This is a genomic window from Robertmurraya korlensis, assembly GCF_023715225.1.
In the GTDB taxonomy this organism is placed as follows: Bacteria; Bacillota; Bacilli; order Bacillales; family Cytobacillaceae; genus Robertmurraya_A.
In genome coordinates, this window is record NZ_JAMBNS010000005.1 from 267,238 (window position 1) to 291,176 (window position 23,939).

At 37.4% G+C, this 23,939-nt stretch carries 18 protein-coding genes; 13 read left to right on the forward strand and 5 right to left on the reverse strand.

The window, feature by feature from the left end; genetic code table 11:
- Positions 1-18 precede the first annotated feature (18 nt).
- The 7 genes from M3175_RS11745 (at position 19) to ltaS (ending at position 11,636) form a co-directional block, all read left to right on the forward strand.
- Positions 19-1,266 carry a M20 family metallo-hydrolase gene (locus tag M3175_RS11745; RefSeq protein WP_251519154.1) on the forward strand — a complete coding sequence of 416 codons (1,248 nt, stop codon included), beginning with the start codon at positions 19-21 and terminating at the stop codon, positions 1,264-1,266.
- 244 nt (positions 1,267-1,510) lie between these two features.
- The gene (locus tag M3175_RS11750; RefSeq protein ID WP_251519155.1) at positions 1,511-4,219 is read left to right on the forward strand and encodes a tetratricopeptide repeat protein; all 2,709 of its coding nucleotides are present in this window, start codon (positions 1,511-1,513) and stop codon (positions 4,217-4,219) included.
- Between the two features lie 203 nt (positions 4,220-4,422).
- Positions 4,423-6,858 carry a nitrite reductase large subunit NirB gene (nirB, locus tag M3175_RS11755; RefSeq protein ID WP_251519157.1) on the forward strand — a complete coding sequence of 812 codons (2,436 nt, stop codon included), beginning with the start codon at positions 4,423-4,425 and terminating at the stop codon, positions 6,856-6,858.
- 76 nt (positions 6,859-6,934) lie between these two features.
- Entirely contained in the window at positions 6,935-7,255 is a 321-nt protein-coding gene (gene nirD, locus M3175_RS11760) for a nitrite reductase small subunit NirD (RefSeq protein ID WP_251519222.1), read from the forward strand.
- A 48-nt stretch (positions 7,256-7,303) separates the two neighbouring features.
- Positions 7,304-8,773, forward strand: a complete 1,470-nt coding sequence (gene cobA / locus M3175_RS11765; protein ID WP_251519158.1) for a uroporphyrinogen-III C-methyltransferase — start codon at positions 7,304-7,306, stop codon at positions 8,771-8,773.
- Between the two features lie 18 nt (positions 8,774-8,791).
- Complete coding sequence (locus M3175_RS11770) at positions 8,792-9,421, forward strand: precorrin-2 dehydrogenase/sirohydrochlorin ferrochelatase family protein (RefSeq protein ID WP_251519159.1); 630 nt, start codon at positions 8,792-8,794, stop codon at positions 9,419-9,421.
- A gap of 238 nt (positions 9,422-9,659) precedes the next feature.
- A complete protein-coding gene (ltaS, locus tag M3175_RS11775) occupies positions 9,660-11,636 on the forward strand; it encodes a lipoteichoic acid synthase (protein WP_251519161.1) in 1,977 nt (658 codons plus the stop codon).
- A gap of 33 nt (positions 11,637-11,669) precedes the next feature.
- Here the strand turns inward: ltaS and M3175_RS11780 are convergent, their stop codons facing one another.
- Both M3175_RS11780 and M3175_RS11785 read right to left on the reverse strand, forming a co-directional pair.
- The gene (locus tag M3175_RS11780; RefSeq protein WP_251519162.1) at positions 11,670-12,131 is read right to left on the reverse strand and encodes a CBO0543 family protein; all 462 of its coding nucleotides are present in this window, start codon (positions 12,129-12,131) and stop codon (positions 11,670-11,672) included.
- 130 nt (positions 12,132-12,261) lie between these two features.
- On the reverse strand, positions 12,262-13,917 hold the full coding sequence (locus M3175_RS11785) for a glutamine--tRNA ligase/YqeY domain fusion protein (protein ID WP_251519164.1): 1,656 nt from the start codon (positions 13,915-13,917) through the stop codon (positions 12,262-12,264).
- A 444-nt stretch (positions 13,918-14,361) separates the two neighbouring features.
- Between M3175_RS11785 and M3175_RS11790 the strand changes: the two genes are divergently transcribed.
- Positions 14,362-15,141 carry a C40 family peptidase gene (locus tag M3175_RS11790; protein WP_251519165.1) on the forward strand — a complete coding sequence of 260 codons (780 nt, stop codon included), beginning with the start codon at positions 14,362-14,364 and terminating at the stop codon, positions 15,139-15,141.
- A 94-nt stretch (positions 15,142-15,235) separates the two neighbouring features.
- Here the strand turns inward: M3175_RS11790 and M3175_RS11795 are convergent, their stop codons facing one another.
- Positions 15,236-15,409 carry a hypothetical protein gene (locus M3175_RS11795; RefSeq protein ID WP_251519264.1) on the reverse strand — a complete coding sequence of 58 codons (174 nt, stop codon included), beginning with the start codon at positions 15,407-15,409 and terminating at the stop codon, positions 15,236-15,238.
- Positions 15,410-15,482: 73 nt separating this feature from the next.
- Positions 15,483-16,535 carry a M42 family metallopeptidase gene (locus tag M3175_RS11800; protein WP_251519167.1) on the reverse strand — a complete coding sequence of 351 codons (1,053 nt, stop codon included), beginning with the start codon at positions 16,533-16,535 and terminating at the stop codon, positions 15,483-15,485.
- Positions 16,536-16,657: 122 nt separating this feature from the next.
- On the opposite strand from M3175_RS11800, the gene M3175_RS11805 reads away from it, so the two are divergent.
- Complete coding sequence (locus M3175_RS11805; RefSeq protein WP_251519169.1) at positions 16,658-18,049, forward strand: PAS domain S-box protein; 1,392 nt, start codon at positions 16,658-16,660, stop codon at positions 18,047-18,049.
- Positions 18,050-18,065: 16 nt separating this feature from the next.
- Here the strand turns inward: M3175_RS11805 and M3175_RS11810 are convergent, their stop codons facing one another.
- On the reverse strand, positions 18,066-18,677 hold the full coding sequence (locus M3175_RS11810; protein ID WP_251519170.1) for a YczE/YyaS/YitT family protein: 612 nt from the start codon (positions 18,675-18,677) through the stop codon (positions 18,066-18,068).
- A gap of 117 nt (positions 18,678-18,794) precedes the next feature.
- Between M3175_RS11810 and M3175_RS11815 the strand changes: the two genes are divergently transcribed.
- The 4 genes from M3175_RS11815 (at position 18,795) to helD (ending at position 23,931) form a co-directional block, all read left to right on the forward strand.
- Positions 18,795-19,031: a group-specific protein gene (locus M3175_RS11815; protein WP_251519172.1), complete on the forward strand. Its 237-nt coding sequence runs from the start codon at positions 18,795-18,797 to the stop codon at positions 19,029-19,031.
- 151 nt (positions 19,032-19,182) lie between these two features.
- A complete protein-coding gene (locus tag M3175_RS11820) occupies positions 19,183-20,136 on the forward strand; it encodes a Gfo/Idh/MocA family protein (protein WP_251519173.1) in 954 nt (317 codons plus the stop codon).
- Between the two features lie 124 nt (positions 20,137-20,260).
- Positions 20,261-21,499, forward strand: a complete 1,239-nt coding sequence (locus M3175_RS11825; RefSeq protein WP_251519174.1) for an MFS transporter — start codon at positions 20,261-20,263, stop codon at positions 21,497-21,499.
- A gap of 149 nt (positions 21,500-21,648) precedes the next feature.
- Positions 21,649-23,931, forward strand: a complete 2,283-nt coding sequence (gene helD / locus M3175_RS11830; protein WP_251519224.1) for an RNA polymerase recycling motor HelD — start codon at positions 21,649-21,651, stop codon at positions 23,929-23,931.
- Positions 23,932-23,939 lie beyond the last annotated feature (8 nt).

A 23,939-nucleotide genomic window follows, 5' to 3' on the forward strand; every position in this document is an offset into this window, starting at 1 on the left:
AGGCGAGGAGGGGTATAGATGACGTTACAAACACTTTCCATCAATAAAGAGCGGCTAGAAAAAAGAATACATGAGCTTGCGGAGATTGGAAAGATTTCCGAAACAGGTGTTTGTCGCTTAGCTCTCTCGAAGGAAGATAAGCAAGCAGTGGAGAAAGTTAAAAAGTGGATGGAGGATGCAGGCTTAAGGGCAAGAATTGACCATTTTGGAAACTTAATTGGCAGGATAGAAGGAAAAAATCCAGATGCACCTATATTAATGGTTGGCTCTCACATCGATTCACAGCCTTATGGAGGAAGATTTGATGGAGTAATTGGTGTATTGGGTGCTCTAGAAGTGGTCCAAACGATGGTAGAAAAAAATATAGTCCCGGATACTCCCATCGAAGTAGTTGCCTTTTGTGATGAGGAAGGATGTCGATTTAACAAAGGCCTATTTGGGGTAAGAGGAATTCTTGGCAAGCTAGAAGAAGGAGAGCTTGAGAGGAAGGACAAAAATGGAGTAACAAGAAGAGAGGCTCTAATTGAGTTTGGCTGTGATCCAACTAGATTCAAGGAATCAAAGTATAAAGAAGGGAGCATTGGTGCCTTCTTGGAGCTCCATATTGAACAGGGTCCTATTTTAGAAGCAAAGGGGGTTCCTGTTGGAATTGTGACGGGTATATCTGGGCCGCTTTGGCTTTCTGTTGAGTTAGAAGGGTTTGCCGGTCATGCTGGCTCCGTTCCGATGTCCATGCGCCAAGACGCACTAGTTGGTGCTGCTAAAGTCATTGTCGCACTAAACGAGCTAGCCAGTCAGGATCCAAATGCGCCAACTGTTGGAACCGTCGGAAGTCTACAGGTTTTCCCAGATTCTCGCAATATTATCCCTGAGAAAGTAACCTTTACAGTGGATTTACGAGATATTGATATTAATAGAAGACATGTACTTGAAGCAAACCTAAGAAATCAAATCAAAGAAATAACTGAAACACATGGTTTACATTGTACCATTACGGAAGACACCAATAGTGAACCAAGGTATTGCTCTGAAAGGTTAATGACTATCATGAGGCAACAAAGTGAAGAGATCGGTCTTAATCCAATTGAACTGATGAGTGGTCCTTTTCACGATTCTCTTTCCATGTCTTATGCATGCGAATATGGCATGATTTTTGTGAGATGCAAGGACGGAATCAGTCACAATCCTAAGGAATTCTCTACGATTGAGGATATCTCACTCGGAACCGAGCTCCTCTACCGTACCGTCACCCACTACAAAGGGTGACAGACACCCTTCGTGGACAGATTTGTTATTTTGTCCGTCTGAGGTGGACAAATCACATCAAACATCTAGTTCCTTTGAGCTAGGTGTTTTTGTTCATTTTACGACATAAAAGGAGATTTCTCTCCGAAATATGTAGAATCATATTATAATTAACAGAATCAATAAAGAGTTACATAGCATCATAGCATATTTTACTCTGTCGGTTATTAAAATGAATGGGGAGAAAAAATATGGAGGAATTATTATGACATCAGAGAAGTTATTCGTTCAGAAAAAATATTATCAAACCCTAATTGAACAAGAAACGGATTTCCCCGTACGTTCGCTTGGGGAAGCTTATTATAAGGAGCAACAAAAGGACGTACCTGACTTAACACCGATCCGTTTTGCGCAAGGGGAAGTATATTTCCTATACAAAGATTTTGAATCAGCGATCTTTAAATGGGAAAGCATTCAAAATGAATTAGCACCATGGGCGAAAAAGAATATCGCTGATGCTTACTTGGAGTTAGAGCAATACTCAACTGCAGAGGAAATCTATAAAAGAGTAAGTACCGAGTCGACCGTACTTCATACAGAAGTCTCGTTACAGCTTTTTAGACTGTACGTAAAAGATGGGCGTACCCATGAAGCAACGTCTATTATTAGCGAAATCATTAACAACCATCCCGACTATCCAGGAGTAACTGAACTTGCCCGTCTTTTCTTTGAAGAAATAGAAGATTGGGCTAACGCAATTAATCTTGCCATGAAAGAATTTATGCGTACTAATTCTCCAGAATGGATCGATGTTATTAAAAGATATTGCGATGAAAAACGAACCACCATTTTCAAGCCTGAAGAGTACACGCCATTTTTATCGTACTTGCTACGCCTTGATCGCATTCGATTCGAAAAAATTGTTTTTAAGCTTTGGGAAAATTACGAAGACGAATCTGAGCTACTCGATTGGGTTAGCGAGCTTAATTCATTACTGCTACATTCTGAGCTCCCTGAACAATTATCATGGAAGCTGTTATCTCAGCAATACTTAAAAACATTTCAGTTATTCTTAAATGGAAAGTATTCCTTAAACGAGATTCAAGAAATCATTCCATTTTTGCTTAGAAATTGGATGCGTTTCGCAGATTCAAATCATTTTATGTTTACCTCATGTGCAGCACTTGCATGGAATGAAGTTTTCCCTGGAACAATCCATGAAGACACCGTCACAGAGGCAAAGCATGCATTATCGAATTCAGCACCAAGTGGACTTATTGATGTGTACCAGACAAAACAATTGTTCTCTAGTATCGTTACATGGGCTGAAGATGAAGATCTTCCGGTAAGCAATAAGTTGAAATGGATTATGGAGAACCTACAAAATAAACAAAGCACCATAACATTGTTTACAGGAACTAGCAAGCTACAGACAACGATTTTAAGTGATGTGCTTGGACAGGAACAAGTAGACCAATTATCTTCTAAGTTAGCGTTGTATAGTTACTTACCTGAGTCTGAATTAGTCGAAGTAAATTCTATGGTATCCAACAAAGTAGAAAGCCCTACGGAAATTGGGTCAACTGATCATTACATCCACTCTAAAGGACCTTATGAAATGTTAAAAGTGGCAAACACGTCATTAATGTCCATACCACCTTATCGTGGAACGGTTCAAGAAAGAAGTTCTCTATCTGTTAATTTACACATGGCTGATAGCATTATATATGTTTTAAATGAGGAAAATCCCTTAAACGATATGGAATTGAATGTGATAAAACAAATGAAGCAGCAAGCGAACGATCAACCGTTCATTTTTATCCTTCCGATCCCAAATGCGGTAGAAGAAGAGACTGGCGTTTCTTATTATATGGAAACCATAAAGAAGAACCTGAATCTTATCTTCTCAAATGCAGACATCTACCCATACACGTCTTCTCATGCGGTAGACTGGAGTAACATTTTGACAGATGTTAACAGGGAGCAATCCAACGAAAGAAGAACAAGAAATGAGCTTTACTTTATTAAAGAAACATTACACTATTTGTTAGCTAAACGAGCTGATAAAGAAGAAAAATTAATCAATGTTATTCAATGGAATAAAGAAATGTTAGCCAAGGTTAGTGGAGCTTCGATGCAGCTTGGTGATCTGGAACTGGAAGTCGGAGAAAGACTGAAGAGCAATTATGTTACGATCCTGCAGGAGCTCTCTACAGAAGTAGAAGCAGACATACCTAATGTTCTAAAGAAAACAGCTGAAACTATTACGGATCAAAGCAACCTTGCCACTATCCATCTTCAATTAAACGAGGAAATGAACAGGCGCATGGAGGAATATTTACAAAACACCACCCTTCCAAAGCTCTACTCCTCCCTACAAAAATGGATTGGTCTTACGAAAGAGGAATTACAGCAGATACGTGCTTATTTAGACGAAATGGCTACAAGTTTTAATGGCTTATACGGAATTGAAAAATTCCAATTTCCAGTAGATGATCAATTGCTTCATGACTGGAGAAGAGACACTGGACGGTTGACAAGTGGTGTTCAATTAGAACACATCAACATTATGTTAAAGCATAATCCAACACAATTATTACTAAAGGGTGCTGGTAAGCTGTTCGCTGGCATCGGCCAAAATAAAGCCATGCTGCAGCAAAAGTACAAGCGCTATGTGGAAACGGAAGATTATTCAGAAGTATCAAAACAAGTGAGCAAACAGTTTTTTGCTCCCTATCATTTTTTTGCTATGGCGATCCAAAGGGACTTAGAATCATTCTTTCAAAAACCAAAGGATGAGTTAACACATACGGCAGAAGACTTAGTAGAAAAGATCAGCCAGTATGAGCAATCTTTAACTAAGCTTCAGCATAATCCAACCGCTTTTGAGGATCCCATTAAACTATTCACAGTCCGTTATAAGCAATATGAATTCTTATTTACTGGACTTCCTAAAGTCAAACAAGAAGTATAAGTAATTTTCAAGCTGGTGCAAATAGATGCACCAGCTTTTTTCATTCACCCCTTAAACTTTGAACAAAATGTGAATACATTCACATAGTTCATGAAAGTGTGACAAACTTCACAAGTTTTCAACATAAAAGAAGTTAAAATAGAGCTATCAAGTTGATTGTGAAATAACGAGCATACAGCTCAAGCTGGGGAGGACATAACAAAATGGAAAAACGACATTTAGTTCTTATTGGTAACGGGATGGCAGGAGTAAGAGTAGTAGAGGAAATTCTAAAACTAACACCCGATGCTTTTCATATAACTATCTTTGGAAACGAACCTTATCCAAACTACAACCGAATTCAGTTATCAAATGTATTACAAGGGAAAACTACTGTAGATGACATTTTCCTAAATGAATGGGAATGGTACCGTGAAAATAATATCACTTTATATACAAATGAAGCAGTAGCGAAGATCAATCCAAAATTAAAAACCGTCATTTCTTCAACAGGAAGAATCGTGGCTTACGATGAACTTATTATTGCCACAGGATCAAGCTCATTCATCCTACCAGTACCAGGTGCAGATAAACAAGGCGTAACAGGCTTCCGTGATATCCAAGATTGTGAAAATATGATGGAAGTAGCTCGTACACATAAAAAAGCGGTAGTCATCGGTGGTGGCCTTCTTGGTCTCGAAGCTGCAAGAGGTTTAATTGACCTTGGTATGGAAGTACATGTGGTTCATTTGATGCCACATTTAATGGAAAGACAACTAGATGAGACTGCTGCAACGATGTTGAAAGAAGAACTTGAAGCTCAAGGGATGAAGTTCCTATTTGAAAAACAAACGAGTGAAATTCTTGGAGATGACCGCGTAAAAGGCCTTCGATTTAGTGATGGAACAGAAATCGAAACAGATCTAGTCGTTATGGCTGTCGGAATTAAACCAAATACACAGCTTGCAAAAGAGGCTGGTATTAACGTAAACCGTGGAATTGTCGTAAATGACTTTATGGAAACAACCACACCTAATGTATATGCAGTAGGAGAATGTGCAGAACATAGAGAAGTTACGTATGGAATGGTGGCTCCACTTTATGAACAAGGGAAGGTTTTAGCACAGAGAATACTCGGATTGGACGTTGAACCTTACGAAGGAACGGTGACAGGGACGCAACTTAAGGTATCTGATGTTGATCTATATTCTGCGGGTGAAATTATTGATGATAAATCAACTAAAGCAATTAAAGTTCACAACGAATTTGAAGGGATCTATAAAAAGATACTAGTAAGAGACAATCGAGTGGTAGGGATTGTTCTATACGGTGACACAAAGGATAGCACAAAATTGTTCCGCATGCTTGTTGATAAAGAAGATGTAAGTGGCAAAACAAGCGCAAGTATCTTAGACTCTGGATGCTGTGGTGGTGGTCAAGCAGACATGAGCGTTGACTCTATGCCAGATACGGAGATTGTGTGTGGATGTAACGGCGTATCTAAAGGAACCATCGTTGAAGCCATTCAAACAAAAGGGCTTACAACGGTTGATCAAGTATCTAGCTGCACAAATGCCGGGCGTTCTTGCGGTCGTTGTAAGGGCCTTGTTGGTGAAATTCTTGCTTACACTTTGGGTGATTCATTTGATGCAACAAAAGCGAATAAAAAGACTCTCTGCGGCTGTACAACATTAAGTCGTGACGAGGTTGTTGCTGAAATTAAAGAAAAAGGTATGTTGAGTACAAAAGAAGTTATGAATGTTCTTGGCTGGAACAATGAGGAAGGCTGCAGCAAATGTCGTCCTGCTCTTAACTACTATTTAGGAATGATTCATCCTGAAGAATACCTTGATGAACGTGACTCTCGACTTGTTAACGAAAAAATGCACGCAAACATTCAAAAGGACGGCACATATTCTGTTGTTCCAAGAATGTACGGTGGAGTAACGAATGCTGATGACTTAAAGAAAATTGCTGAAGTAACTGAGAAATACAATATACCGCTTGTAAAACTTACGGGTGGGCAGCGTATCGCATTACTAGGTGTAAAAAAGGAAGATCTGACAAATGTTTGGGAAGACCTTGGTATGCCATCTGGTTATGCATACGGAAAAACATTACGTACAGTAAAAACATGTGTGGGATCTCAATTCTGCCGTTATGGTACACAAGATACAATGCAACTCGGAATCGACCTTGAGAAGAAATTTGAACGTCTAGACACTCCACATAAATTTAAGATGGGTGTATCTGGTTGTCCACGTAACTGTGCAGAATCAGGAATTAAAGATATGGGGATAGTCGGAATCGATGGTGGATTTGAGTTATATGTAGGAGGTAACGGAGGAACCGATCTTCGTGCTGGTGACCTTCTCTGTACGTTAAAGACTGAAGAAGAAGTAATGGAAATGATTAGTTCTTATATTCAATACTACCGTGAAACCGCGAATTACCTAGAGCGTACATCTACTTGGATTGAACGTGTGGGACTAGAGCATGTAAAAGAAGTATTGCAGGATGCTGAAGTAAGAAAAGAATTAACAGCGAAACTGGATCGTTCCCTAACTAGATACTCAGAGCCTTGGAACGAAGCATTGAAAAATCAACAAATTCGTGAAAAATACTACAAAACAGAGGAAATCCCAGTAGTTTTAGTCTAATATCGTAAGTGAAAAATTAATATTTACGAAGACGAAAATGATGGTTAAAATTAAATGAAAGGTTTTGGTGATTGATATGCCACAAACATTAACAAAGGTTGATGTCGGAAATTATCAAACTTTAGCACATCAAGCAGGAAAAGTGATCAGACTTGGCGAAAAAGAAATAGTCCTTTTTAAATTATCAACTGGTGAAGTAAAAGCAGTTGAGAACAAAAGCCCACATCCAAAGGGAGGCACATTGGCAGATGGCTTAGTTAGTGGAAGCTATGTATACTGTCCCCTTTATGATTGGAAAATCTCTTTGAATGATGGAAAGGTGCAAGCACCAGACGAAGGACAAGTAAAAACGTATGAAGTAAACGTAGAAGATAATCGCATTTTATTAACAATATAAAGGATGGGGGCGACTTCGCCCCCATTTGCCTTAGGGGAGGAAGTTTGTATGACAACAGGAAAAGCATTTTTAGTAGGAGCAGGACCAGGGGATATTGGTCTCATTACAGTAAAAGGCTTAGAAGCTATTCAAAGAGCGGAGGTTATTCTTTATGACCGACTTGCAAACCCAAAGCTTCTGGATTTTGCACCGCCAAATTGTGAGTTTATCTACTGTGGAAAGCTTCCTGATCGTCATACCCTCAGGCAGGAAAAAATAAATGATCTTCTTGTAGAGAAAACTGCAGCAGGAAAAATCGTCGTTCGATTAAAGGGAGGAGACCCCGGTGTATTCGGACGAGTAGGGGAAGAAGCAGAGGCTTTAGCTCAAAATGGGCTTTCGTTTGAAATGATTCCTGGAATTACTTCCGGTATTGCTGCTCCTCTTTATGCCGGTATTCCAGTAACCCACCGAGAATATGGAGAATCGTTTGCCATTGTTACGGCTCATGATAAATCAAAGGATGGGAAATCCTCACTTAACTGGGAAGGTCTTGCAAAAGGAATTGATACAATTGCATTTTACATGGGAGTAGGGAATCTTTCGCATATATGTACGAATTTACTTTCACATGGCAAACCAGCTTCAACACCAGTCACGCTTATACAGTGGGGAACATTTGGGCGTCAAAAAACACTAGAAGGTACTCTAGAAACGATCGTTCAGCGTGTAGAGGAAGAAAAGTTTACGAATCCAGCCATCACACTTGTTGGAAACATTGCTTCTCTTAGAGAAAAAATCAGCTGGTTTGAGAAAAAACCATTGTATGGACGCCAAGTTTTGCTAGCAAGAACAGGGTTGAACACAAGCAATATAGCAAAGGCATTAGAAGAACAAGGAGCAGATGTGATCGAGTTCCCAAAGTGGAAACACATAAAGATCACTCCAGATCACCTCATTTTATCTAAGCTTTCTATGTATTCTTCCATCATATTTACATCTCCGGAGAGTGTTGACGAATTCTTCCAGATTTTGATGGATGAGAAAATAGATATTCGCTCCATTCAAGCTGATTTGTATGGCTTGTCGAGAAAATCAGTAAATCAACTGATGAATAAAGGTCTGTTAGCAAATCCTATTGAGAATCTAAGAAAAGGAGGGACTATCCTCCTTATTGGAAATAGTATTAATATAGAAGAAACTAGTCAAAACGTCTTAAACTTTGGGAATTATGAAACCTTTACCACCTCAATAAAAGAAGTGGATGAAAGCTATCTTCCTATTTTTAAACGTATGATTGACGACTCTATGCTTAATACAGTCATCTTTCCAAGTTCAGCTTCAGTACCAATATTCATAAAAGCAATTGAAAAAACTGATTTTCTAACAATAGATACAGTAAAAGAACTGGAAATATACTGCTTAGGAAATCAAACGATGGATGCGCTTCTGGTACATGATATACAAGGGGCAACGCAAACAAAAGAAGCCACCATCCCATCGCTTTTATTTTCTTTAATAAAAAAGTCCGACTCCTAAAAAGCAAATGGTGATGATATGGAAAACTTATATCCTGTTTTTTTAAATCTTAAACACAAAAAGGTATATGTAATCGGTGGGGGACAAATTGCTGCTCGTAAACTTGAAAGATTATTGCACTCAGAAGCGGTCATTACCATCATAAGTCCCACTATCATTGAGTCCATTCTTACTTATGTTAACAATGGTTTAGTTCATTGGATCCAAAAGACATTTGAACTAAGTGATATTGAAGATGCTTTTTACATTATTTCTGCTACCAATGATCCACTTGTGAGTAGTGAGTTGCAGAAAGCGGTCAGTCCCCATCAACTCGTGAACTTTGCAGATGATTATTCCTCTTCTAACGTAATCGTACCTTCTGTCGTTAGAAGAGGGAAGCTCGCCATTGCTGTTACAACCTCTGGTGCGAGTCCAAGCTTAACAAAAAAGATTAAAAATGAGCTAGAGGGCCTATATGGTGAAGAATATGAAGAGTATGTAGAGTTCCTGATGGAAAAGCGTGTCTATATTCAAGATAGTGTAAAGGACCTAGTTAAAAGAAGAAAGTTGCTCTCATTGCTAGTAGAAGATCCGTTATTTCGTACGGAAGAGAGAGAAAAGCGCTTCCAAAAAATTTACAAAGAGATCAACAATAATTGTGAGTAAGGGGTGCCTTACTCCTTTTTTTTATGGTATAATCTGTTTTTGTAAACATAATGCTAAAAATTATAAGCATTTTTTAAGAGATTATTAAATATTTTTTAAGAAAAGACAAGAGTCGTCACAATTTGTTAATAACTATGTTGTACACTATTGTTTGTTACTCGCTACTATTAGAGATATTGACAATTACTAAAAATGAGCTATTATAATAAAGGTTTTAATGATGAAGAGGTGACTAAATATGCTTAACAAAAAAATAACACACGTACAATTTTATATTGTAGCAATTATTCTTCTGTGGATTAAAACATATGGAGCTTATCGATTTGAATTCAACTTGGATCTTGATAATGGAATACAGAAATTTTTATTATTTATAAATCCCATTAGTTCAGCAATTCTCTTTCTAGGACTTGCTTTATTATTCAAAGGGAAAAGATCACTAAAAATGCTTGTAACATTTAATTTCCTTCTTACTTTCTTATTGTTTGCAAACATTGTGTATTACCGATTTTTCTCCGATTTCATAACGTTGCCAACATTGACTCAAACAGGTAACGCATCGGATCTTGGAGGAAGTATTCTAGCGTTACTTCGACCAACAGATTCATTGTATTTCGTAGACACATTGATTTTGCTTACATTGTTACTAACTAAGCGAGTAACACCAATGGTTGGACAATTAAAAAGACGACAACTTGCTCTAGTTTTTCTTACTGGTCTTGGATTCTTTGCAGTCAATCTTGGACTTGCTGAGACAGATCGACCTCAGCTATTAACAAGAACATTTGACCGTAACTATATTGTAAAATATTTAGGTATGTACAACTTTACCATTTATGATGCAATTCAAAGCACGGGTGTATCTGCTCAACGTGCAATGGCAGACACGGACGACATTACAGAAGTGCAAAACTTCACAAGAGCTTTGTACGCTGAGCCAAATCCAGAATTATTTGGTGTCGCGAAAGGGAAGAACGTAATCTATATTCACTTAGAGTCTGTTCAAAACTTTCTAATCGACTACCAATTAAACGGACAAGAAGTAACTCCGTTTATGAATTCTTTAACAAGAGATTCCAATACGTTTTACTTTGATAATTTCTTCCATCAGACTGGGCAAGGGAAAACTGCTGATGCTGAATTTATGTTAGAAAACTCATTATATGGATTACCACAAGGTTCTGCATTCTCAACAAGAGGACGTAACACGTACCAAGCAGCTCCTGCCATTCTTGGGCAACAAGGCTACACATCAGCGGTGTTCCATGGCAACAACCGTACGTTCTGGAACCGTGATGAAATTTATAAGCGACTTGGCTTTGATAAGTTCTATGATTTAAGCTATTACAATGCAAAAGAAGAAGATGTCCTTAACTACGGCCTTAAAGATAAACCGTTCTTCCAGGAATCTGTTTCATTATTAGAGTCCGTACCACAGCCTTTCTATGCTAAATTTATTACTTTATCAAACCACTTCCCGTATCCAATGGATCAAGAGGAAGCAACAATCGAAAAGCATACAACTGGAGACACTTCAGTTGATAACTATTTCCAAACCGCACGTTATTTAGATGAAGCATTAAGCGAATTCTTTACGTACCTGAAGGAAAGTGGATTATATGAAAATTCAATGATCGTTATGTATGGTGACCATTATGGGATTTCAGAAAACCACAATAAAGCTATGTCAATTGTGCTTGATAAAGAAGTAAATGAATTTGAAAGTGCACAACTTCAAAGAGTACCACTTTTCATACACATTCCAGGTGTTGAAGGTGGAACGATGCATCAATACGGTGGTCAAATTGATTTAATGCCAACTGTTCTACATTTACTTGGTGTAAGCACGAAGGAATATGTACAGCTTGGTACGGATTTATTTTCTCCACAGCATGATGCAGTTGTACCATTCCGTAACGGAAACTTCATTAGTGAATCTGTTACTTATATCGATGGTAGACTCTACAATACAGCAACTGGTGAGCGGATTGAGGAAACAGAAGAGATCATTCGCATGAAGGAGCAAACAGAAGAAAAGCTCCGTACATCTGACGTGATTGTAAATAAAGACTTGCTTCGTTTCTATACACCAGATGGTTTTACTCCGGTAAACCCTAATGATTATGACTATACAAACAAGGCTGAGGCAAAAACAGAAAGTGAAGTAGAAACTGAAGAGTCTGAAGTACCAGCTCAAGAAGATATAAGCCAATAATAAAAACGGCAAGGAGTAATCTCCTTGCCGTTTTTATTTAGTGTATTTTCTAATTAAACCGATAAATAGTCGAGTCCCCATAAATGTTAACATTTCAGAGATGAGGGTATGAAAGGATGTCCATTGTTTACTAAATTTAATTAACTTTGTATTTTTCTCAAGTATCGTCTCAATAATTGTCATAGGAATGCTAAATAATAGAGCTTTTATCATGATTCCTAACAAGTTTGAATGATAGGTGGATTGATTAAAAAGGACACAAGTGATTGGAAAAAGTAAATAATCAAATAATACATTAATCTGAAAATATCTTGGCAAAAACCGCTTGGGATAAGACACTTTACTTTGTCTAATCAAGAAGGTATCCATAATACTGGAAAAAAATCCTTTTAATAAAAAGATAATAATCCAATCTTTTATATGTTTACCCTTGATAGTAAAAGGAACAAGAAATAATCCCATTATAAATAAACCTTTTAATATTCTCTTCTCCATACCAAACACCCATCTTCTATAGCATGATGAATTCTTTTCGTTTACTAATACTTTTCTATTATTACCAAACTTTAATGAGAATTTCATGATAATTAAAATAAGGTCAATCCATTTGGATTGACCTTATTTTTTATAATTTGAAGGAACTCTTTAACGAGACGATTTGATTAAATACAATATGTGATGACTTTGAGTCCTTTGGATCAACGTTAAAGTAACCATGACGGAAAAATTGGAATTTATCATGAGCCTGAATGTTAGACATATTTGGTTCAATGAATCCGTTTATTTTTTGTAATGAATTTTCATTTACATTATCAAGGAAGGTTTTGTTTACTGACTCCTCTACATCATCAGAAGTGTTGTCTAAAATAAGTGGCTCATACAGACGAAACTCTGCTGGAATCGCTTGTGATGCTTCCACCCAATGTAGAGTACCCTTAACCTTTCTTCCCGTAAAGCCCGTTCCGCTCTTCGTCTCTGGATCGTACGTACAGTGAATCTCAACAACATTGCCATCCTCATCCTTGATGACTTCTTCACATTTGATAAAGTAAGCATGCTTAAGTCTCACTTCATTACCAGGGAAGAGGCGGAAGTATTTACTTGGAGGATTCTCCATAAAATCATCTTGCTCAATATATATTTCTCTAGAGAACGGAATTTGTCGGATGCCCATATCAGGATTCTCCGGATTAATCTCTGCATCAAGCATCTCTACTTGGGCTTCAGGATAATTCGTAATAACAACTTTTAACGGTCGAAGCACGCCCATCGTTCTTGGTGCTTTCAACTTTAGATCTTCACGAACAAAATGCTCAAGCATAGCAGAATCAACCACACCTGATCCTTTTGATATTCCTGTTTCTTTTACAAACTCACGAATAGCTTCTGGAGTATAGCCCTTTCTTCGTAACCCAGAAATCGTTGGCATCCGAGGATCGTCCCATCCATCAACAAAGCCTTCATCAACAAGCTGTTTTAGTTTTCTCTTACTCATTACCGTATTGGTAAGCCCTAGGCGACCAAACTCAATTTGTTGTGGTTGGCACTCCATTTCACATTGTTCAACAACCCAATTATAAAGAGGGCGTTGATCTTCAAATTCCGTTGTACATAATGAGTGAGTTACACCTTCAATTGCATCCTCTAATGGGTGTGCAAAAGCGTACATAGGGTAGATACACCATTTATCACCTGTATTATGATGACTTGCATGAGAAACACGATAGATAACAGGATCACGAAGGTTAATATTTGGTGAACTCATGTCAATTTTTGCACGAAGGACTTTTTGACCGTTTTCGAATTCTCCCTTGCGCATACGAGCGAATAAATCAAGATTTTCTTCAATTGAACGAGTTCTATAAGGGCTTTCTTTCCCTGGCTCTGTAAGTGTTCCACGATATTCACGAATCTCATCTGCCGTTAAATCATCCACATAGGCAAGACCTTTATTGATTAATAATACGGCTCTATTATACATCTCCTCGAAGTAGTCTGAAGCAAATCGAAGCTCTTCCCACTCAAAGCCAAGCCACTTTACGTCTTCCTTAATAGAATCAACGTATTCTTGATCCTCTTTCAATGGGTTCGTATCATCAAAGCGTAGATTTGTACGTCCATTAAACTCGTCAGCTAAACCAAAGTTAATTACAATCGATTTTGCATGACCAATATGTAAGTATCCGTTTGGTTCAGGAGGGAAGCGGGTAATAATCTCTTTATGTTTTCCCGCTTCTAAATCCTCCTTAATAATTGTTTTAATAAAATTTGAAGTTTCCAACCAAAATCAGCCTTTCTATGTAACTGTTTTAAATATCTTTTGTCTTTCATTATAATATATCAGCAACATAATTAAAAACCCTTAATATTGGTGATTTGTTAATAATGTCAAGACTTGTTTTCAGAAAATTATTTTAATATTCATATACAGGAAACTCGATTCCTATACCTGTAAACGTTTTGTTGGTAATACTGACCAATTATAAAAAAGTATCCCATTTAAATTTCATTCTTGTAATATTTCTGTAACATTCCTATCACAAACAATTACAGCCGTACATTCGATCCTGTAATATACATGTAATATAAAAGGATCTTTTTTCAAAGATATATTAAAAATTCCGTTCATGGTTGAATATAACATTCCCTCCATTTATTAGTTATACCTTTCTAGTAAAATACCAACTATCATTAAGGTATCAACAAGAGTAACAGGAGGGAATACATGAAAAAACAACTATTTGCAGCCGCAGTGACAGCAGGTTTACTTTTCACATCCTTCAATGGTACAGCGAGCGCACATGAAAAAACATATAAAGTATCTTCTGGAGATACTCTCTATCGAATTGCTGTAAACAATAATCTATCAGTCTCACAAATTATGGAGTGGAACAAGCTTTCTACTTCTAGCATATATGTTGGACAAACATTAACATTACTTGCACCACACACTCACGAAACAACAAGCACCACTTCTTCTACGTACACAGTAAAAGCTGGTGATACACTTTGGGGTATTGCAACAAGAAATGGTATGACTGTTGACCAACTAAAAGCGTTAAACAATTTAACAACAAACACATTGTATGTTGGACAGGTACTAAAATTGTCTGGTACAGCTACAGCACCAACAACTTTAACCTCTAATACAATTAATGCTTTAATTGCAGAATCAAAAAAGTATATTGGGGTTCCATATGTTTGGGGTGGAAGTACACCATCTGGTTTCGATTGTAGCGGTTATTTAAATTATGTATTTGCAAAAGTAGGAGTTTCTATTCCTCGCACAGTGGAGACGATTTGGGGAGCTACAAAGTCTGTATCAGCACCTAGAGTAGGGGACTTAGTCTTCTTTACAACGTATAAAGCAGGTCCTTCGCATGCAGGTATTTATCTCGGAAACAATCAATTTATCCATGCTAGTTCTTCTCAAGGTGTAACGATATCAGATATGAACAACACTTACTGGAAATCTCGTTACCTAGGAGCACGTACTACTTTTTAATGTAAAAGTAGAAGAGAACCTGTCCACACAGTTCATGATCATCATAACTGGGTGGACGGGTTTTTATTTTTCACAGACATATTCCGTCCTGAAACTACATGTTTTCGCTATCGTTAATTTCTTGTTTTAAGTTGGCTCCAAATCGGTTGGAGACACGCAGATCATGACCATCCTCATCTGATGCCACATGTATGATATCTTCAACTGCACCACGTTTGCTTGCTCGTCTCATTTCCGATTCACTACTTGTCATATCTTCATTTTTCAAATGACTCACCTCAAAGAATAGTATGTTCGATCAATCACCATCTATTCTAAGTAAGAGGCAAGAGATTCCTACTTTATGATTGCACCATTTGAGACTGAAGGTAATGATACAAAAGCTTTCCTGTATTCTCAATAGAAGACTCATGAGTACGCTCAAACGCATGAGAAGAATCGATACCAGGTCCGATTAACCCATGAACGATATCGTGCCCAGACCGAATCGCTGCAGAAGCGTCAGAACCGTAATATGGATAAATATCGAGCTTATACCCAATATTATTTTCTTCAGCTAACTGTACCAATTGTTTTCGAAGTTCATAATGATAGGGACCACTCGCATCCTTGACACATATCGATACCGTGTATTCATCTGTTGATTGGCCATCGCCCATGGCACCCATATCAACTGCTAAATACTCAATGGTTTCGGGTGTGATATTGGAGTTCCCACCATAACCGATTTCTTCATTGTTAGATATAAGAAAATGCGTTGTGTATGGGAGTTCGATCGATTGTTTTTTAATCGTTTTGATCAATTGTAATAAAATAGCTACACTTGCTTTATCATCGAGATGGCGTGACTTAATAAATCCACTTTCTGTTCGCTCTACTCGTGGGTCAAATGAAACAAAATCTCCTACCTCAATTCCAAGCTTTCTAACATCTTCTATATTTTTTACCACTTCATCAATACGGACTTCCATATTTTCTTGGTTTCTTTCTGCTTTTCCTGCATCCTTATATACATGAACAGACGTTTGGCGCATTAAAATAGTACCCGTAATTCTTTTCCCATTTCGTGTCTCAATTTGGCAATACTCGCCCTCAATAGAGTTGTATTGAAAGCCACCGATTAAATCAATCTTCAGACGACCGTTTGACTTAATTTCCTTCACCATTGCCCCTAATGTGTCAACATGCGCAGTTAGCATTCTGTGATGGCTGTCCACACGCCCCTTAATCGTTGCAAGTAAGCCACCTTTGCGATTCCTTTTGGATTCAACTCCAATTCCCTCTAAAAACTGCTCAACAAATGTAATAACATCATTTGTGTTACCTGAAGGACTCGGTATGGAGACTAATTCGGTTAATAAATCTAATGTTTCGTTTATATCTATGTATGCCATGCATGATTCCTCCTTTTCAACTAAATAGTAGCATTCGTATTGGAAAAAATACAGCAGTGAGTTTTATAAAAGGATAAATTTGGATATAGATGGAAAACGAGAATTGAAAAAGGAGAGAACCGATGTATAGAGATATATTTCATCAGTCCAGCTTACCACAGGTCATCATTGAACCTGATTTAACATATCTAGAAATAAATCATGCTTTCTGCCAATTTCTTGGATACACAAGAGAAGAGTATGCTTCACTTACTATTGAAAGTGTCTCACATCCTGATGATTTCCTAATGGATTATCGGCAATTTCAGAGATTAAAGAAGGGGATTATATCTGAATATGAGTTGGTGAAGCGCTACATACATAAAAATGGATCCATTAAAACTGGCCGATTAAAAGTGTCTAAAATTCATGATCGCGACACAAAACATGTATTTTATTTAGGACAGGTTTACGATCTAACTGAATTCACGAAGATTTATGAGGGATTACGGCAAAGTGAGCAAAAATATCGACTTCTTGCAGAGAACAGCTCTGATATTATTTGTTTGCATGACTCTCATGGTCATATTCTTTATATTAGTCCGTCCATCAAAGGAGAGCTTGGTTACGAGCCAGAAGAATTGATTGGCTGTTACTCACCGAAACTCGTACATCCTGATGATCAGGACGTTGTTACGCTAGAAGAACAAACAATTTCCTTTCGTGCAAAAAAGAAAAACGGTTCATATATATGGATGGAAACAGCTATTAAAAAAGTCATCGATGATGAATGCATTTCCATGTCGCAATTTATTACAGTTACACGTAATATTCAAAAAAGGAAAGAAACCGACGAGCTCCTAAGAAAGTCGGAAAAATTAGCTGTTGTGGGGCAAATGGCTGCTGCAGTTGCACACGAAATTCGTAACCCTTTAACTCCGATAAAAGGGTTTATGCAGTTGCTTAACTCAGGTGCCGAGGTTTCTAGTCAATACTCAGCCATCTTGCTAAATGAAATCAGTCGAATTGAATCCATCCTATCTGAGTTTCTTTCTCTTGCGAAGCCAGCGGAAAAGAAGATGGAAGCGATCTGTGTAAATGAACTGTTAGAACAGGTAATTCAAATTTTCACACCACAGGCATTTTTAGCGAACAAGGAAATTATTTTTCAAAAAAATAGACAGTTAAGTAAAAAAATTAATGGCGATAGCAACTCCCTGAAACAAGTGTTCTATAATGTGTTACAAAATGCTTTAGACGCTATCGAGGAAAAGGGAAGAATTATGGTTAACCTTGAAGAAGGTGGAGAGGTCCTTTGTGTTCGTATTATTGACAACGGTTGTGGAATGCCAGAAGAACGGATCAAATTGATTGGAGAGCCTTTCTACTCTACAAAGGAAAGAGGAACAGGATTAGGTTTAATGACAAGCTACAATATCATAGAAAACCATGATGGAACGATTAGCTTTGAAAGTAAAGAAGGAGAGGGAACGACGGTTACGATTTCGTTCCCATACATCGAAAAAGAGGCATAAAAAAAATGAGAGCTCATCAGCTGTGAGCTCTCATTTTTTTCTGATACATTCGTTCAAAGTATGGGTGTAAATGCTGAACCACATACCCGAGAGTTAACGTAACAACAATCGTACCTACTCCAATTTCTCCTTTGAAGAGAAGGGCAAGAATAAATGCAGACCCTTCAGCGATCACCCTAGCAAATCCAAGTGAGAGACCAAAACGCTCATGAATTGCAACCATTAATACATCCATGGGACTTGATGGTAGCTTGGCCTGAAGATAAACAGAGATACCCAGACCCAAAATGAGAATTCCACAAATAAGTGAGATGATTTTTAACAGAAGTGACTCAGGATGATAATGATCAAATAGGACAAAAAACCAAAAGTCAATTAATAAACCAATCGATAAAATTGTAAGGCCAGCTAAATATTCTGGCTTCTTTTTTTGAAGAATGGAATTAATTATAATTAGGATAATTCCATTAATCAATACACATGTCCCCATGCTAAGGCCAAATACACGTGCTTCTCCAATCGCTAACGCATCCCATGCACCTGCACCTAAACCTGCTTGAATGATCAGGCAGACACCAAAAGTAAGTATCATAATTCCGATAAGAAAAAATAAAATTCTGTTTTTCATAAGCTACTCCTTTTTGAACTAATACAAACTATTATCTCCACACTAAGTATGAACATACAACTTGCCAATTGTGCTATAGATGATATAGAGTAGGCTTAAATACTGGAGGTAGTTATTTTGGAAAACAAATGCAAACTAAATCATCCCATTGAAGACGTTCGAAACAAATACGAAACCCAAAAAGAGTATTTACCATCAGACATGATTTCCTCTTTTGAAGCATTTTTTACCCATGAACATACACAGGACATCTTAAATGATGTGTTTCATCTATTAAAGAAATACGATCTTGCGACAGAAGAAGAAAGAGAACAAAGAAATAACCGGTTATATATGGTGTTACATAATGTATAAAAAATTGAAGCGGACAATCAAGTTCGCTTTTCTTTTTGTAACCGGACAAACCTGTTGTATCGTCTATTTATATAGAAATAAATTGAAAATTTCAAAATTCATTAAGAGAAGCTATAATGAATATAATGTTTAAAAAATTTGGGGTGTCGACATGAAAAAGGAAGTAAAGGTAGCGATGATTGGAATTGGGGCAATTGGAGAACGTGTTCTGCGTAAATTCCAGTACCATTCAGGCGTGGAGCTCGTTGCTGTTTGTGACCAGAATGCTGAAAAATTACAGACGCTCAAAGAAGACCTGGAAGACGTTTCTCTACATACTGACTATGTAGACATGTTACAGAAAAATGAGATTGATTTGGTATATATTGCAGTCCCTCCCAAATATCATCATGAAGTTGCTTTATACGTATTACAACAAAAGAAGCATGTTTTATGTGAAAAACCATTAGCCAATTCATTAAATGAAGCCCTTGAAATGCTCCAGGCAGCAAGGGAAGCTCAAGTTACACATGCGATGAATTTTCCAATGGTGTATACAAATGTGTATCAATTATTTAAAGATAAAGTGATAACTGGAGAAATTGGGGAGGTAAAAAGAGTAGAGGTACATTTACATTTTACCGAATGGCCCCGTGCTTGGCAGAAAAATAATTGGATTTCTAGCCGTGAGCAAGGCGGCTTTATAAGGGAAGTTGCACCACACTATATTCACATGATTCACGATATGCTTGGAGAACTGCAAGACGTAACATCGCTTGTCGATTATCCTGAGGACGTGTCTTTTTGCGAAACCTCATTTGTCTCACTTATGAAACTTCCAAATGGTGTAACTGTATTATTTAACGGGGTAAGTGGAATTGGACAGAAGGAGCATCTCTCATTTAAAGTGTTTGGAGAAAAGGGTACGCTTGATTTAACAAACTGGAGCCAGCTTTCTATGAGTTCACCAGATAAACCGACAACAGTTCTGCCGATTGAGAGGACCGAACAGCATGATATTGTTATGGAGATTCTTAATGCCATTGAAGGAAAAGATGCAAAAATAGTAACGTTTGAACATGGCTATCAAGTACAACAAGTGTTAGAGCAAATGTTAAAAAAATAGCACAAAAGACACCTTGCAGGGTGTCTTTTTTCGGTATTCGAAAGATTCCTATTGCAGGGAGAAACCGATTGGGAGTATGATAATTTTTGTATAGTGAAAATGGAAAAAGAAAGAAGCTGAGTGTATGAAACATTCTTCCTATGAGTATAATGAAAAGCTTAGCATTCAAAATGGTATCGCTTCAACGATCGTCACAAATATTACGAATAATTACTTCACTTTATTTGCCATCAGCGCCTTAGGAGCAAGCAATTATCAAATCGGATTAATGAATTCCCTTCCTCAATTTATTGGAATGTTTGCCATGATTACAGGCTCGATCCTTTTAGGGAGATTAAATGAGAAAAAGAAGTTTACTGCCTTATCCATACTGTATACTCGTTTGTTTCTCTTATTAATGACATTCGTCATATATATTCCCGGTGAATACAGAAGCTGGATTTTTGTCATCCTAGTTGGTTTGATGAATTTTCCAGGTTCGTTTGCTCTCGTCAGCTGGCAATCTTTGATTGGAGATTTGATTCCAGAGTCACGGAGAAGTAATTTCTTTAGTAACCGCAATCGTATATTAACAATGGTTGGAATGATTTCAACCTTTATTATCGGGCTAACTTTACAGTATTTTCATCCATCAAATCCATTGCCATACCAAGTATTATTTTTTCTAGCCTTTTTATTTGGTTTAGTGGAAGTGTATTATTTATTTAAACATAAAGAGCCAAAGCTAGAAAAGAAAGCTGTGGAAAAAAGCAAAGGACTCGGATTTCATGTATATAAGCACAAGCCATTTTTATATTTCTTAGTTTGTGGTTTATTTTTTAATTTTGCTTGGCAAATGGCCTGGTCACTCTTTAGTATTTACCAAATTAAATATGCCATGGCTACAGGTCTATGGATTAGCTTATTTGCTGTTGCCAATCAAATCGCACAAATTGTCAGCTTTAAATGGTGGGGAAGAATGGCAGACAAGCATAGCAATGCGAAAATGATGATTCTTGTGTCAATCGGGATGGCAACCGCTCCTATTTTAAACGTTTTGTCTACCAATCTAGTATACTTATTAATAGTGAACGGGTTATCAGGGTTCTTCGTCTCAGGTACGGTCTTAATTTTATTTAATCAACTGCTAGAAGTTACAAAAGAAGAGAATCGAAGCTTATGTATCTCACATTACAATGTGTTATTAGCATTTGTAGCTTTCATTGCACCTCAGTTTGGGGTATATTTACTTGAAACCACATCTATGGACATGGCGATGACGACGTCCACTGTATTGCGTGGACTTAATACTTTTCTTTTCTTAGCGCTTTACCTTTTCATGAAAAAAGAAAAATTCAAACCAAAACACACTTATTCCGTCTAACTAACCATTGTTCTAGAATGACCCTTTTCGGTCTATACTAACAAAAAGAGATCGGCATATAAGTAACAAGTCATCTTCATCCGAGGGTGACTATTTTCTTTCACAAGAAATAAGGCTGTAGATAGATGAAGGGGGAATCGCTTGTGGAAATGGAACGAGAACTCGAGCAGAAAAGAGTTAACACGATTATAAAAGTAATTGATCATAAATCAAACAAAATCTTAAACCATCTCGAAAAAGTCGGTGGAGATGCACTTGAAATTAGGCAAAACTTTTGGAATGACGTAACAGTGAATACGGATGAAGCGGATGATTTAGCAGAAACCTTTTCGAGCATCAAACAACAAGCTCAGCTTCTATTAGAAAGGGAACGGAGCCAAAGTCAGCTTGATAAACAACTCAATACCTTGTTTCGGTTGAAAAATTCTCCCTACTTTGGTCGTGTAGACTTTTTAGAAAACAATGAATCAACTACCGATTCTATCTACATAGGAATTAGTTCATTAATGGATGAAGAAGATGAAAACTTTCTCATATTTGATTGGAGAGCACCAATATCCAGCCTTTATTACGATTACTCCCCTGGAGAGGCAAAATATATCACACCAGAAGGGACAATTGAAGGCGTTATTGAGTTAAAGCGTCAATTTTTAATTCGTAACAGTGCTATACAAGGCATGTTCGACACCGGTATTACGATTGGCGATGAAATGTTACAGGAAGTATTAGGAAATAACGCTAATTCACAAATGAAAAGTATCGTTGCAACGATTCAAAAAGAACAAAATCGAATCATTCGAGATGAAAAAAGTAAACTTTTAATTGTTCAAGGTGTGGCTGGAAGCGGAAAAACCTCAGCAGCCTTACAGCGTGTAGCCTATTTACTTTACCGATATCGCGGGAAAATTACTTCTCAAAACATTATGCTGTTTTCACCTAATCCATTATTTAATAGCTATGTGTCCACGGTTTTACCAGAGCTTGGTGAAGAGAACATGCAGCAAAGTACATTTTTAGAATTTCTCTCATCAAGAGTAGGTCGAAAGTTAGAACTTGAAGATTCTTTCATGCAGCTAGAGAGCCTCCTTTCCTCTGATCAAATCAGTTCGTACGAGCTAAGAATGAAAAGTATTAAGTTAAAATCGAGTCTGGATTATAAAAAAATTCTTGATGACTATATTCAAAAACTAAACCATTCGGGCCTTCAGTTTCACCCGATCGTTTTCAAAGGGAAAGTTCTTTTGTCAGCTGAAGGCATAACAGAAAAGTTTTATTCTCTAGATAAACAAGCAAGTATCCCTAGTCGGATGGAAGACTTACAAGAATGGTTATTAAAAGAAATTCGTAAACACAAACGTGCAGAGGCAAAGAAAGACTGGGTAAAGGAAGAAATCCAGTTTCTTGATAAAGAAGATTATTTAGAAAGCTTCAAAAAACTTCAGAAAAAAGAGAATGACGGATTTCAAGATTTTGATGTAGAAGAGAAATTTTTATCCAGTGTAGTCGTTGCTAGATACTTTAAACCTCTCATTAAAAAAATTAAAAGATATCAGTTCATTAATTACGAAGAAACATATCGAAACCTATTCTTTACACTGTCTGGAGAATGGGAGGAAGTTGTTGGACTAAGCTTGAGACAACTAGAAGAAGGAGTTCTAACCTACGAAGATGCGACCCCGTTTGTTTATTTAAAAGAAAAGATCGAGGGGAGCAAATCTAGGCTGTCCATTAAGCATGTCTTTATTGATGAAGCACAGGACTATTCGCCATTTCAATTTGCTTATATTCGTGAGCTGTTTCCAGTAAGCAAAATGACCTTACTTGGTGATATTAATCAAGGGATCTATGCACATACGGATGACACAAGCTCCATTTTGCTTGGAGAAGATGTAAAAGACAAAGAAACCATTATTTTGACAAAAAGCTATCGGTCAACAAGACCGATTGTTGAATTTACAAAAGGCTTATTAGCAAACGGGGAAATGATTGAACCATTTAACAGGGATGGAGAGAAACCCACTCTAACGATCTACAAGAAGAAGGAAAGTCATGAACAGGGTTTACAAAACCTTCTTGATCAACTGGTTGAAGCAGGGCATGAAACGATTGCAGTTATTTGTAAAACGGCGAAAGAAAGTGCAACCGTCTACGCTTTCTTAAAAAACAGTCGCGATGTTCACCTTGTTGAAAAGGGAACCGTCTCCTTTGAAAAAGGGATTACCGTCATCCCAGCATATCTGGCAAAGGGCATCGAGTTTGATGCCGTTATTATTCACGACGGATCTCAACATACGTACTTTAGAGAAAATGAACGAAGACTCTTTTATACCGCTTGCACAAGAGCAATGCACGAGCTTCACATCCTTTCCCTAGGTGAACCGTCTATGCTTTTAAAAGATAGCATGGAAAAACTACAGGCAGCCTCAAAATAGGCTGCCTG